Consider the following 13,353-nt stretch of genomic DNA (forward strand, 5'->3'; position numbering starts at 1 on the left):
GTCGGGGTGTATGGCACCGCGGTTACGCATCGTCGCCGGGGGGTTTACGCCCCGCCGCAACCCGGCACCCCCGTGGGCCCCCGGGGGGGACGGGGGGGCCCCACGGCGTTTCGGGTGTGGCTACGGCAGCTGGGCCGCCCTCGCCTCGCGGCGGTTGTCGCGGAACGCGTTGACGCGGCGGGCCGTGGCGAAGAGGGGGATCACCGCGCCCATCACGACCTGGAGCGCGCACGCCGACTGGAGCAGCAGCTCACCGCCGGGGGCCTCGAAGGCCCAGGCGGCCAGCAGGGCCATGCTGGTGACGATCCAGCCGAGCATGGCCACGGCGAGGCGGCCGCGCGGCTTGGGGTACTCGACGCGGCTCACCATCAGCCACGCCACACCGATGATCGCCAGCAGGGTCGGCACGAACGGCAGGCCCAGCAGGACGACCGAGACGACCGTCAGAGCGCCGAAGGGGCTCGGCATGCCCTGGAAGACGCCGTCCCGGAGCGTGACACAGGAGAATCTGGCCAGGCGGAGGACGACGGCCAAGAGGACGATGATGGCGCCCACCACCGAGACCCGCTCGTAGGGACTGTCGGCGACCATGCCCCAGACGAGGACGAAGTACGCCGGGGCGAGCCCGAAGCTGATCAGGTCGGAGAGGTTGTCCAGCTCCGCGCCCATGGCCGAGCTGCGCAGCTTCCGTGCGACGAGGCCGTCGAAGAGGTCGAAGACGGAGGCCAGCAGCATCAGCATGACCGCCGAGGCGGCGCTGTGGCGGGTCATGCCGCCGTCCTCGCTGCCCGTGAGGTGCGGGATGAGGACGCCGGTGGTGGTGAAGTAGACCGCCAGGAAGCCACAGGTGGCGTTGCCCAGCGTCAGGGTGTCCGCTATCGACAGCCGCGTCGACAGCGGCATGTCATCCGTCTCGTCGGCGGCGTCCATCTCGGCTTCGGGCACCCAGGGGGTGTCGGGATCAATCACGGTCAAGGCGAGTCACCCCCGCGGTGGTGGCCTGGCCGACCTCGACCGCGACATCGACGCCCTCGGGAAGGTAGACGTCCACGCGCGAGCCGAAGCGGATGAGACCGATCCGCTCACCCTGCTCGACCTTGGTGCTCTGCGGCACGTACGGAACGATTCGGCGCGCGACCGCGCCCGCGATCTGGACCATCTCGATGTCGCCCAGCTCGGTGTCGAAGTGCCAGACGACCCGCTCGTTGTTCTCGCTTTCCTTGTTGAACGCGGGAACGAAGCCGCCCGGGATGTGCTCGACGGAGGTCACGGTGCCGGCCAGCGGAGCGCGGTTCACGTGGACGTTGAGCGGGCTCATGAAGATCGCGACGCGGGTGCGCCCGTCCTTCCACGGCATGATGCTCTGCACCACGCCGTCGGCCGGGGAGATGACGCGGCCCTGAGAGATCTCTCTCTCGGGGTCACGGAAAAACCACAGCATGCCCGCCGCGAGCGCGGTGGCGGGCACGGCGACTGCCGCCCAGCGTCCGGAGCGACGGGCGCGGGTGAGGCTGACCGCCGCCGTGGCGACGGTCGGGAGGAGCCACGGCGACGCTCCGCGCGCGAGGCGGACGCGGCCGCGTTGTGCAGAGGATTGGCTGTGGGGCATGGATGACCTTCGTAGCGGAGGATGCCGCGACGCAAGACTGGGGACGGCGGCTTTCCCGGATGGTATCGGTTGCGAGCGGTAACTGGGCAAGCGCCAGGGCCTGTCGGTGGCTTGTCAGTGGCCGAAGACCCATGGCGCGGTGTGACCTTCTTCTCTCGGATACCACCCCAAAAGGGACATCAGCCTTGGGTTCGGTAATCCTCCAGCAGTCGTCGTCCAATAATCATTTTCTGAATCTCAGCGGTACCTTCGCCGATGAGGAGCATCGGTGCCTCGCGGTAGAGGCGCTCGATCTCGTATTCCTTGGAGAAGCCGTACCCGCCGTGGATGCGGAAGGCGTCCTCCACGACCTCTTTGCAGTACTCCGACGCCAGGTACTTCGCCATTCCCGCTTCGAGGTCGTTGCGCGCACCCGCGTCCTTCTTGCGGGCCGCATTGACCATCATCGCATGCGCCGCCTCGACCTTTGTTCCCATTTCGGCCAGTTTGAACTGGATGGCTTGATGCTGGGCGATCGGCTTCCCGAAGGTGTGACGCTGCTGTGCGTACGCAACGCCCAGCTCGAATGCGCGCTGTGCCACGCCACAGCCGCGCGCGGCGACATTGACCCGGCCGACCTCCACGCCGTCCATCATTTGGTAAAAACCGCGGTTGGTCTCTCCGCCGAGCACCCGATCGGCCGGAATGCGCAGTCCGTCCATGATGAGCTCGGTGGTGTCGACCCCCTTGTAGCCCATCTTCTCGATCTTGCCGGGAATGGTCAGTCCGGGCCGCACCTCGCCGAAGCCCGGCTCCTTCTCGACCAGGAAGGTGGTCATGGACTTGTGCGGTGCCGCACCCTCCTCGGCCCCCTCACCCGTCCGGCACAGGACCGCCACCAGAGTGGAGGTGCCGCCGTTGGTCAGCCACATCTTCTGGCCGGTCAGCACGTACTCATCGCCGTCCGGCACCGCCTTGCTGGTGATCGCCGACACGTCCGAGCCCAGCGCGGGCTCCGACATCGAGAAGGCGCCGCGGATCTCCCCGAGCGCCATCTTGGGCAGGAAATAGTCCTTCTGCTCCTGGGTGCCGTGCTGCTTCAGCATGTACGCCACGATGAAGTGCGTGTTGATGATCCCGGACACGCTCATCCAGCCGCGGGCGATCTCCTCCACGCACAGCGCGTAAGTGAGCAGTGACTCGCCCAGGCCGCCGTATTCCTCGGGGATCATCAGCCCGAAGAGGCCCAGCTCCTTCAGGCCCTCCACGATCCGGGTCGGATATTCGTCGCGGTGCTCCAGTTCGGTGGCGACCGGCAGGATCTCCTTGTCGACAAAATCCCTGACCGTGGCGAGGATCTCCCGCTGGATGTCGGTCAGTCCCTCGGTCTGCGCCAGACGGCCCATATCACTGCCCTCCCAGCTCCGGGCGGCCCGGCTGCTCGCCGCCCCGCTCCTTGATGTACGTGGCGGTGGGCACCATCACCTTGCGCCGGAAGACGCATACGAGCGTGCCGTCCTGCTTGTAGCCTTTCGTCTCCACATACACGATTCCGCGGTCGGTTTTGGACTTCGACGGCGTCTTGTCCAGCACCTTGGTCTCGCCGTAGATGGTGTCGCCATGGAACGTCGGCGCGACATGCTTCAGCGACTCGACCTCCAGGTTGGCGATGGCCTTTCCGGAGACGTCCGGGACCGACATGCCGAGCAGCAGCGAGTAGATGTAGTTCCCGACTACGACGTTCTTGCCGAAATCGGTCGTCTTCTCGGCGTAGTTGCTGTCCATGTGCAGCGGGTGATGATTCATGGTGAGCAGACAGAAGAGATGGTCGTCGTACTCGGTGACCGTCTTCCCCGGCCAGTGCCGGTAGACATCGCCCACCGCGAACTCTTCGTAAGTGCGGCCGAATTGCATCTCGCTCACGCCTCCGGGGGCTCGAAGGTGGACGCACGGGTCATCCCGGCCGCACGGCCCTTGCCCGCGACGACCAGCGCCATCTTGCGGCTGGCCTCGTCGATCATCTCGTCGCCCAGCATCGCCGAGCCCTTCATGCCGCCCGCCTCGGACGTGCAGTACTCGTACGCGTCCAGGATCAGCTCGGCGTGGTCGTAGTCCTCCTGCGACGGCGAGAAGACCTCGTTGGCCGCGTCGACCTGGCCCGGGTGCAGCACCCACTTGCCGTCGAAGCCGAGCGCCGCCGCGCGCCCGGCCACCTCGCGGTAGCCGTCCACGTTCTTGATCTGGAGGTACGGGCCGTCGATGGCCTGGAGGTCATGGGTGCGGGCGGCCATCAGGATGCGCATCAGGATGTAGTGGTACGCGTCCGCCGGGTAGCCGGGCGGCTGCTCGCCCACGACCAGCGACTTCATGTTGATGGACGCCATGAAGTCGGCCGGGCCGAAGATGATCGTCTCCAGCCGGGGCGAGGCACCGGCGATGGCGTCGACGTTCACCAGGCCCTTGGCGTTCTCGATCTGCGCCTCGATGCCGATCCGCCCGACCTCGAAGCCCATCGTCTTCTCGATCTGGGTGAGCAGCAGGTCCAGCGCCTGCACCTGCTGGGCGTCCTGCACCTTCGGCAGCATGACGCAGTCCAGGTTCGGGCCCGCGCCCTCGACCACCGTGATGACGTCCCGGTACGTCCAGTGGGTGGTCCAGTCGTTGACCCGCACCGCCCGGGTCTTCCCCGTCCAGTCGCCCTCGTTCAGCGCCTTGACGATGGAGTGCCGGGCGTCCTCCTTGGCCAGCGGCGCGCACGCGTCCTCCAGGTCGAGGAACACCTGGTCGGCCGGGAGGCCCTGGGCCTTCTCCAGGAAGCGCGGGTTGGACCCGGGCACGGCCAGGCAGGAACGGCGCGGCCGCAGCACTCGGTCTGCGGGGGCGGGCGCGGTCATACGGGAACCTCCAGTGCGGGAAGCGTGTTCGCGGAACGGATCTCGTCGACGATACGGCCGATGATCTCCGTGATACCGAAGTCCTTGGGGGTGAAGACGGCCGCGACACCCGCCGCGCGCAGTGCGGCGGCGTCCGCGGCCGGGATGATGCCGCCCACGATGACGGGAATGTCCTGCGCCCCGGCCAGCCGCAGCCGCTCCAGGACGTCGGGCACCAGCTCGGCGTGCGAGCCGGAGAGGATCGACAGGCCGACGCAGTGCACGTCCTCGTCGACGGCCGCCATGACGATCTGCTCAGGGGTGAGCCGGATCCCCTGGTAGATCACCTCGAACCCGGCGTCCCGGGCCCGTACGGCGATCTGCTCGGCGCCGTTGCTGTGCCCGTCCAGGCCGGGCTTGCCGACGAGCAGCCGCAGCCGCCCGCCGCCCAGCTCGGCCGCGGTCTTCTCGACCTTCTCGCGTACGGTCGCGAGCTGGCTGCCCGCCTCCGCGGTGACGGCCAGCGGCGCCCCGCCGACCCCGGTGGGGGCCCGGAACTCGCCGAACACATCGCGCAGCGCCCAGGCCCACTCGCCGGTCGTGACCCCGGCGCGGGCGCACTCCACGGTCGCGGCCATCAGGTTGTCGGTGCCCGCGGCGGCCTTGCGGAGCGCCGAGAGGGCGGTCTCGGCGCGGTGGGCGTCGCGCTGCTCACGCCAGGTGTGCAGGGCGGAGACCACCCGGGCCTCGTTCGCTGGGTCCACCGTCATGATCGCGGTGTCCAGGTCGGCGGTGAGCGGATTGGGCTCGGTGGACTCGTAGGAGTTGACGCCGACGATCTTCTCCTCGCCCGATTCGATCCGGGCCCGGCGCGCCGCGTGCGAGGCGACCAGCTGCGCCTTGAGGTAGCCGGACTCGACGGCGGCCATCGCCCCGCCCATCTCCTGGATGCGCTCGATCTCGGCCTCGGCCTCCCCGGTCAGCTCGGCGACCTTGGCCTCGATGACGTGCGAGCCCGCGAAGATGTCGTCGTACTCCAGCAGATCGCTCTCCTGCGCCAGCACCTGCTGGATGCGCAGCGACCACTGCTGGTCCCAGGGCCGGGGCAGCCCCAGCGCCTCGTTCCAGGCGGGGAGCTGGACGGCGCGGGCGCGGGCGTCCTTGGAGAGGGTGACGGCGAGCATCTCCAGCACGATGCGCTGGACGTTGTTCTCCGGCTGGGCCTCGGTCAGCCCGAGCGAGTTGACCTGGACGCCGTAGCGGAAGCGGCGGTGCTTGGGGTTGTCGATGCCGTACCGCTCGCGGGTGATCCGGTCCCAGATGCGGCCGAAGGCGCGCATCTTGCACATCTCCTCGATGAACCGGACGCCCGCGTTCACGAAGAAGGAGATCCGGGCCACCACATCGCCCTTGCGCTCCTCGGGCACCTGCCCGGAGTCGAACACCGCGTCCAGGACGGCGATCGCCGTCGACATGGCGTACGCGATCTCCTGCACCGGAGTGGCCCCGGCCTCCTGCAGGTGGTAGCTGCAGATGTTGATCGGGTTCCACTTGGGGATGTGGTGGACCGTGTACGCGATCATGTCGGTGGTGAGCCTGAGGCTCGGCCCCGGCGGGAAGACATGCGTCCCGCGCGACAGGTACTCCTTGACGATGTCGTTCTGCGTCGTCCCCTGGAGCTTCGCCGGATCGGCGCCGTGCTCCTCCGCGACCACCTGATACAGCGCCAGCAGCCACATGGCGGTGGCGTTGATGGTCATGGAGGTGTTCATCTGCTCCAGCGGGATGTCCTGGAACAGCCGCCGCATGTCGCCCAGATGGGAGACCGGGACCCCGACCCGGCCCACCTCGCCACGGGCGAGGATGTGGTCGGGGTCGTAACCGGTCTGGGTGGGCAGGTCGAAGGCGACCGAAAGACCGGTCTGGCCCTTGGCCAGGTTGCGCCGGTACAGCTCGTTGGACGCCTCGGCGGTGGAGTGCCCGGCGTAGGTCCGCATGAGCCAGGGGCGGTCCTTGGGGCGGGGTTCGCCACTCATCACACGTCCCGGAAGCGGTTGATGGCCTCGATGTGCTGGTCGCGCATCGCCTGGTCGCGCACGCCCATGCCCTCCTCGGGAGCCAGGCACAGCACGCCGACCTTGCCCTGGTGGAGGTTGCGGTGGACGTCGTACGCGGCCTGGCCGGTCTCGTCCATGCGGTACGTCTTGGACAGCGTCGGGTGGATCTTGCCCTTGGCGATGAGGCGGTTGGCCTCCCACGCCTCGCGGTAGTTGGCGAAGTGCGAGCCGACGATCCGCTTCAGCGACATCCACAGGTAGCGGTTGTCGTACTCATGGGTGTAGCCGGACGTCGAGGCGCAGGTGACGATCGTGCCGCCCTTGCGGGTGACGTACACGCTGGCGCCGAAGGTCTCGCGGCCCGGGTGCTCGAAGACGATGTCCACGTCCTCGCCGCCGGTCAGTTCGCGGATCTTCTTGCCGAACCGCTTCCACTCGCGCGGGTCCTGGGTGCGCTCGTCCTTCCAGAAGCGGTAGTCCTCGGCGGCGCGGTCGATGATCGCCTCGGCGCCCATCTTCCGGCAGATCTCGGCCTTCTGGGGGGATGAGACGACGCAGATCGGGTTCGCCCCGCCCGCCAGCGCGAACTGGGTGGCGTAGGAGCCGAGTCCACCGCTCGCGCCCCAGATCAGCACGTTGTCGCCCTGCTTCATCCCGGCGCCGTTGCGGGAGACGAGCTGCCGGTACGCGGTCGAGTTGACCAGGCCAGGCGCGGCCGCCTCCTCCCAGCTCAGATGGGTCGGCTTGGGCATCAGCTGGTTGGACTTGACGAGGGCGATCTCGGCGAGCCCGCCGAAGTTGGTCTCGAAGCCCCAGATGCGCTGCTCGGGGTCGAGCATGGTGTCGTCGTGGCCGTCGGCGCTCTCCAGCTCGACCGACAGACAGTGCGCGACGACCTCGGCGCCCGGCTTCCAGGCGTTCACACCGGGGCCGGTGCGCAGCACGACGCCCGCGAGGTCGGAGCCGATGATGTGGTACGGCAGGTCGTGCCGCTTGGCGAGCGGGGAGAGCTTTCCGTACCGCTCCAGGAAGGCGAAGGTGGACACCGGCTCGAAGATCGAGGTCCACACGGAGTTGTAGTTGACCGAGCTGGCCATGACGGCGACGAGTGCCTCGCCGGGGCCGAGTTCGGGCAGCGGGACCTCGTCCACGTGCAGTGACTTGCGGGGGTCCTTCTCCTTGGTGGTGAGGCCCGCGAACATATCGGCCTCGTCCTTGCGGACGGTCACCGCGCGGTACGACTCGGGGACGCGCAGGGCGGCGAAGTCCTGGGGGCTCGTGTCCGACGCGAGGATCGCGTCAAGTATCTCGTTCATCGGTGCCTCCGGCGAAGCGTCCGGAAAGGACGCCTGAGGGAACGCTGGGCTCGTGACGGGGGTGAAAGCTGCTGGCTGGCTGCTGTGCCGTCGGTTCGGCGGAGGTTCTTCGGCCGTGGGGCGCGGGTGAGCGCCGTGGGGCCCGCCTGGTGACGCAGGCGGTGTCCGGGCACGCAAGGCGCGCGGGGGCGGCTTGCGGGGACAGCCGGCGCGCGAGGTGTGCAGCGCGCCGGCCGCCCGGACTCCTTCACCGTATGGCACGGTGTGCCACCCCGCAAGACACTGAGTGCCAACAAATTCTCTCAGTTGTCATCTCGGCTGCACGCATGAGCAAGAAACGGCCGCCCCGGGAGGGGCGGCCGTGACGGATGGTGTGCGGTTGTGTGCCTTTAGCTGGTCTTCTCCAGGGACAGCGCGAAGACGTGGGCCCGGGCGGTGCCCGACGCCGGGGCGGCCAGGGTGATCGCGGACAGCTCCCTGGCCGGGTCCAGGGCGACCGCCTGGTGGAAGATCGCCGCCTTCGTGCCGACCGGACCGCTGCGGGCGTGGATCTGGCTGGTCCGTACCGCCTCGGTCTCCCCGTACGCCGGACCCGACAGCCACGCCGTGAGCTGGACGCTCACCGTCGCGGTCGAGCCGTCCGCGTACGAGGCCACCGCCGGGATCGTCACGTTGCCGGTGTCGCCCGCGCCCAGCACATGGAGCCTGGCGTAGCTCCCCGCCGGGACCGCGACCTTCTGACCCGCCGCGATCACGTTGTTGGGTGACCCTTCGCTGCCGTTGGTGAACGCGAAGGTGATCCCGTCGTCCTCGGTCTGCCCGGTCTGCGGCAGCTGCACCATCGGGTACGTGCGCCCCGTACCGTCGAAGTCCCCGTCGCCGTAGTACATCTCGGTGGTGATGGCGTCGTTGTCGAAGGCGCCCGTCAGATCGACCTGGGTGACCTGGCCCGTCTGCGGCAGCTCCGGCAGCCCCCAGCGGTCGGCGGGCTCCGAGATCTTCACCGGGGCGAGGTGGAAGTCCGGGCGGGGTCCCGCGGCCGGGTAGATCACCGCCTCCTCGTCCCGGCCGAGGTCCAGCTCGATCACGCCGTCGCCGAGGTCGCGCCACTTCGGGGCCGGGCCGCGCACTCCCGCGACCCTGATCCGCCCGGTCAGCGAGTGCCGCACCCGGCACGGCTCCCCGGCCAGGCTCCGTACCCGCGCCCAGCGCGTCCTGCCGCCCTTGCGTACCGCGCTGACCAGGAACGCGCCCTCGGTGCGGAAGTCGTGCAGCGCCACGTCCCGCCAGTCGCCCGGCACCCCGGGGAAGAAGCGGATGGTCCCGCCCCAGCTCTGGCAGAGCATGTCGTGGATCGCCTGCGCGCCCGAGAGCGGGGTCTCGATGACCGGGCCCGCCTCGTAGTAGTGGGTGTTGGGCTGGATGAAGCGCGCCACCAGCTCGCGGAGGTACTTCAGGGCGTCGTCGCCCCGGCCCATCTGGGTGGAGATCGAGGCCGCGCCGGAGAAGCTGTAGCCGCGCAGGGCGCCCTCGAAACCGATCCAGTGCTCCAGGGAGCGGGTGATCAGATCGCGGCTCTCCCGCTGGTCCCAGTTGACCAGGTAGAGCGGGTAGACGGAGAGCATGTGCGAGTAGTGGCGGTGCGACTTGGCGAACGGGACGCCGGTGCCGACCATGAAGCCGTTCTCGTCCACCGGGTACGGGACGAGCTTGTCCAGCACCTCACGCCACTTGGGCGCCAGCGGGTCGTCCTCGCCCAGCAGTTCGACCGTCTCCAGCAGCGTCCGGCAGGACCAGCGCAGCAGCGCCAGGTCGTAGTTGCAGTCCGGGGCCGGGCCGTACTCGGGCGAGAAGGTCTTCGGCAGATGCAGCTTCCCGTCGGCCTGCTCGGTCAGGAAGTGCAGGTAGTAGTTGGTGGAGCGGCGCAGCAGCGGATACAGCACGTCCTCCAGCAGGCCCCGGTCCATGGAGTGCCGGTAGTGGAGCCATACGTTGTGCAGCGCCCACGGCAGATTGCCGACCTCCGCCGAGTCGCCGACGCCCGGCACCGGCACCGTGCCGTTGTCCTCGCACTGCGCGTCGGTGGAGCGGCGCAGCGCGGCCGAGTCGGCGCGGTACTCCGGTTTGAGGGCGCTGATCAGGACGTCGGTGTTCTCGGCTAGGGTGCGCGGAATCGCGTCCAGCTCCAGGTGGTTGGAGCCCAGCACCGGCCAGTACTCCAGCTGGACGTTGAGGTTCCACCACACGCCCGGCCAGGGGGTCGGCTCCACCCAGGGGCCGGTGGTGGCCATCACAGGGGCGTGTTCGCGGGCCGCGCACGCGAGCTTGTAGAGCTGGATCCAGTAGAAGCTCTGCAGCATCGCGTCGGGGACCGACAGAAAGCTCTTGCGGTAGAAGCGGTGCCACCAGTCGCGGTGGGAGCGCAGCAGGCTGGAGACCGGCAGCGCGGACGCCTTGCGGACCGTGGTGACGGCCCGGCCCTCCGCGTCCGTACCGGGGTGCGAGTGCGCCACGGCCAGGTAGTACGTCCGCTCCCGGCCCGCGCCGCGCTCCTTGTACGCGGTCACCGTCTGGCCGCCCGCGACCATCGACTGGACGGTGATGCCGAGCCCGTCCTCGGTGCGGCTGACCGGCTTCGGGTTGGGCTCGAACCCCTTCGGCGGGTCCTCGCGGACGATGCGCGGGCTGACGGCGGGGGAGGGGCGGTACTCCCAGCGGAACCCCTCCTCGCCCGCGCTCGCCTCGACGGTCGCCAGCAGCATCGTCCGGTCGTTGTGGATCAGCGCGCGGAACGTGAGACGGCCCTTGTCGGTGGTGATCGTGCCGCGCAACTCGGCGTCCCACAGGTCGAGTCGCAGATCGACGCCGGTGATCTTCCCGGCCGGGCGCAGCAGCAGATTGCCGACCGGCAGCCGCGCCACGCCCCAGTCGCTGCCGCCCTGGGTGGGGCGGTGGTCCTGGACCTCGCTGTGGTGGACGGTGAAGCGCAGGGCGTTCTCGCCGGGCTCCTGGTAGACCATGGAACCGAGCAGGCCGTTGCCCAGGAACGGGCCCTCGTACCAGGTGCGCGGCATCCGCTTCCAGATCAGGTCCTGCCCGGCCAGAAAGCGCTGCCATTCCGTATCCGTCCGCATGCCGGTCAGGACCACGGAGCGCTCGCTTTCGGCCGCCTCCGCCTCCGCCTCCGGTGCGGGGAGGGCGACTCCCGCCGTCGACCCCGCGGCGGCGCCCGCGGCCACCCGGCCCAGGAAACCGCGTCTGCTGACTGCCATCGTCGATCAGCTCCGTCCGAGAAGACAGCGAGATTGGTCCGATGATTTGGCTAGACGGGAGCGTAGGAAGGGACTAATGATGCGTCAAGGCGCCGGATAGATCTGATGTATGGGCTTGCTGTGTCGGACTGTCGCGCCGTTATATCGCCACATGTCCCGTGGGAGGGAACGATGCGCGTCATTCGGTCCAGGGTCACCAGAGCCGCGGCGGGCATCGCCTGCGCGGCCTCCGTCCTCGTACCACTCCAGGCCGAAGCCGCAGGTCAGGCGGGCGGCTCGAACAGCTCGGACGCCCGTAGCTGGCGGCTCACCGGACAGGGCCAGGTCAGCGGGCAGCTCAGCCTCACCCGTGACGGCGGCCTCACCCTCACCGCCCGGCACGGCTCCACCACCGTGCTGCGCCCCTCCGCGCTCGGCATCCGCACCGCCGACACCGACTTCGGCAAGGGCTTGCGGTTCGAGGGGCGCAACGACCGCCCCATCCACGAGACCTACACGACCACCACCGGCCGCCGGACCCACCACACCTCCGATGCCTCCGAGTCGACCTTTACCTTCCGCAAGGACGGACGGACGCTGAAGGTGATCGTCCGCGTCTCGGCGGACGGGCTGGCGTACCGCTACGCCCTGCCCGGCAAGGGCACGGTCACCGTGCTCGGCGAGACCACGGAGTTCGCCGTGCCGCCGACCGCCGACTCCTATCTGCTGCCGTACGACAACGGGCGCTCGGACTACGAGTCCGCCCATGACCACGGCAGCGTCGCCGACGCCAAGGCGGGCGACTACGGCTATCCGTCGCTCTTCCGCGTCGGCAAGAGCTGGATGCTCGTCGAGGAAGCCGACCTGAACAGCTCGTACGGCGGCTCCCGGCTCACCCTCGACGCCGCCACCGACCGCTTCCACCTCACCCTCCCCGACCCCGCCGAGGTCAGCGGCCCGGGCCTCACCACGCCGTGGCGCACGATGGTCATCGGTGACCTCGCCACCGTCACCGAAAGCGACCTGCCGACCGACCTCGCCGAGCCGTCGAAGGTCGCCGACACCTCATGGATCAAACCGGGCAAGGCGGCCTGGTCGTGGTGGTCGGACGGCTCCAGCCCGACCAGCCTCGCCGCGCAGAAGAAGTTCGTCGACTTCGCCGCCCGGGAGGGCTGGGAGTACGTCCTGGTCGACTCCGGCTGGAGCAACGACTGGATGCCCCAACTCACCGCGTACGCCAAGGAGAAGGGCGTCGGCATCTGGGCCTGGGTGCGCTGGCAGACCATCGACCAGCAGAGCGAGCGGGACCGGCTGTTCGCCCAGTACAAGACCTGGGGCATCGTCGGGCTCAAGGTCGACTTCCTGGAGTCGGACGGCCAGGACCGGATGCGGTGGTACGACGCCGTCTTCAAGGACAGCGCCAAGCACCGGCTGATGCTGAACTTCCACGGTGCGACGATTCCGCGTGGCCAGGAGCGGACGTGGCCGCAGATGATGAGCGTCGAGGCGGTCAAGGGCGCCGAGGGCACCCGCCCGAAGCCGGGCCGCGAGCCGTTCCCGGCGGCCCACTACACGACGCTGCCGTTCACCCGGAACCTCATCGGGTCCATGGACTTCACCCCGGTGACCTTCACCGGCGTGCGGCCTACGAGTGACGCCGCCGAGCTGGCGCTGTCCGTGGTGTACGAGTCCGGGGTGCAGCACTTCGCCGACAGCGTCGAGTCGTACGACGCCCACCCGGCCGCCCTCTCGTTCCTGCGCCAGGTGCCCACGGTGTGGGACGACACCCAGCTCGTCGACGGCGCCCCCGGCGACCGAGCGGTCCTCACCCGCCGCTCCGGCGACGACTGGTACCTGGGCGCCATCACCTCGGGCGACGCCCGGACCCTGGACGAGCCGCTGAGCTTCCTGGGTTCCGGGACGTGGCGCGCCGAGCTGTACCGGGACGGCGAGGACGGCAAGATCACCACCGAAACCCGCGAGGTGACGTCCAGCTCGCGCCTCTCAATGCCGGTCCCGAAGAACGGCGGCTACGCGGCCCGCTTCACCCCGGCGGACTAGCCATCCCCCACCCCGCCCCTCCCCGTAACCGAGGGCGGAGCCCCCGGCCCCCGCCAGGGGTTGCCCGGGGCTGGGGGCCGCCTTGGCGGTGGTGCGGTGTGCCTCGCCTGGCCCGGTGGCGGGGTTTGTTCCCGACCCCGCCCCTTCCCGTAACCGGGGGCTGCGCCCCCGGACCCCCCGCCCGGGGCCGCGCCGCCGCGGCCCGTC

Annotated in this window: 9 protein-coding genes; 1 reads left to right on the plus strand and 8 read right to left on the minus strand. The window is 69.4% G+C overall.

Annotated elements, in window-relative coordinates; genetic code table 11:
- Window positions 1-120: 120 nt before the first annotated feature.
- From pssA to ACFV9T_RS41615, 8 genes are all read right to left on the minus strand, one after another.
- Window positions 121-975, minus strand: coding sequence for a CDP-diacylglycerol--serine O-phosphatidyltransferase (pssA, locus tag ACFV9T_RS41580; RefSeq protein WP_385448828.1), 855 nt, complete (start codon window positions 973-975; stop codon window positions 121-123).
- Window positions 962-1,609: a phosphatidylserine decarboxylase gene (locus tag ACFV9T_RS41585; protein ID WP_385448830.1), complete on the minus strand. Its 648-nt coding sequence runs from the start codon at window positions 1,607-1,609 to the stop codon at window positions 962-964. Before ACFV9T_RS41585 ends, pssA begins: the two co-directional genes overlap by 14 nt.
- Window positions 1,610-1,788: 179 nt before the next feature.
- Window positions 1,789-2,994, minus strand: a complete 1,206-nt coding sequence (locus ACFV9T_RS41590) for an acyl-CoA dehydrogenase family protein (protein WP_385448833.1) — start codon at window positions 2,992-2,994, stop codon at window positions 1,789-1,791.
- Between the two features lies 1 nt (window position 2,995).
- Window positions 2,996-3,502 (minus strand): MaoC family dehydratase, encoded by a 507-nt coding sequence (locus ACFV9T_RS41595; protein WP_385448847.1) that lies wholly within the window; start codon window positions 3,500-3,502, stop codon window positions 2,996-2,998.
- Window positions 3,503-3,507: 5 nt separating this feature from the next.
- Window positions 3,508-4,482, minus strand: a complete 975-nt coding sequence (locus ACFV9T_RS41600) for an HpcH/HpaI aldolase/citrate lyase family protein (protein WP_385448835.1) — start codon at window positions 4,480-4,482, stop codon at window positions 3,508-3,510.
- Complete coding sequence (locus ACFV9T_RS41605; protein WP_385448837.1) at window positions 4,479-6,497, minus strand: protein meaA; 2,019 nt, start codon at window positions 6,495-6,497, stop codon at window positions 4,479-4,481. The genes ACFV9T_RS41600 and ACFV9T_RS41605 overlap by 4 nt, the downstream gene beginning before the upstream one ends.
- Window positions 6,497-7,834, minus strand: a complete 1,338-nt coding sequence (gene ccrA / locus ACFV9T_RS41610) for a crotonyl-CoA carboxylase/reductase (RefSeq protein ID WP_385448839.1) — start codon at window positions 7,832-7,834, stop codon at window positions 6,497-6,499. The genes ACFV9T_RS41605 and ccrA overlap by 1 nt, the downstream gene beginning before the upstream one ends.
- 389 nt (window positions 7,835-8,223) lie before the next feature.
- Window positions 8,224-11,106, minus strand: coding sequence for a twin-arginine translocation signal domain-containing protein (locus tag ACFV9T_RS41615; RefSeq protein WP_385448841.1), 2,883 nt, complete (start codon window positions 11,104-11,106; stop codon window positions 8,224-8,226).
- Between the two features lie 171 nt (window positions 11,107-11,277).
- On the opposite strand from ACFV9T_RS41615, the gene ACFV9T_RS41620 reads away from it, so the two are divergent.
- A complete protein-coding gene (locus ACFV9T_RS41620; protein ID WP_385448844.1) occupies window positions 11,278-13,146 on the plus strand; it encodes a glycoside hydrolase family 97 catalytic domain-containing protein in 1,869 nt (622 codons plus the stop codon).
- Window positions 13,147-13,353: the final 207 nt, after the last annotated feature.

This window comes from Streptomyces sp. NPDC059850, assembly GCF_042731515.1.
GTDB lineage: Bacteria > Actinomycetota > Actinomycetes > Streptomycetales > Streptomycetaceae > Streptomyces.

Bases quoted from the DNA above. Each gene is read 5' to 3' on its own strand.
- ACFV9T_RS41585 (WP_385448830.1), bottom strand. From the start codon at position 1,609: ATGCCCCACAGCCAATCCTCTGCACAACGCGGCCGCGTCCGCCTCGCG.
- ACFV9T_RS41590 (WP_385448833.1), bottom strand. From the start codon at position 2,994: ATGGGCCGTCTGGCGCAGACCGAGGGACTGACCGACATCCAGCGGGAG.
- ACFV9T_RS41595 (WP_385448847.1), bottom strand. From the start codon at position 3,502: ATGCAATTCGGCCGCACTTACGAAGAGTTCGCGGTGGGCGATGTCTAC.
- ACFV9T_RS41600 (WP_385448835.1), bottom strand. From the start codon at position 4,482: ATGACCGCGCCCGCCCCCGCAGACCGAGTGCTGCGGCCGCGCCGTTCC.
- ACFV9T_RS41605 (WP_385448837.1), bottom strand. From the start codon at position 6,497: ATGAGTGGCGAACCCCGCCCCAAGGACCGCCCCTGGCTCATGCGGACC.
- ccrA (WP_385448839.1), bottom strand. From the start codon at position 7,834: ATGAACGAGATACTTGACGCGATCCTCGCGTCGGACACGAGCCCCCAG.
- ACFV9T_RS41615 (WP_385448841.1), bottom strand. From the start codon at position 11,106: ATGGCAGTCAGCAGACGCGGTTTCCTGGGCCGGGTGGCCGCGGGCGCC.
- ACFV9T_RS41620 (WP_385448844.1), top strand. From the start codon at position 11,278: ATGCGCGTCATTCGGTCCAGGGTCACCAGAGCCGCGGCGGGCATCGCC.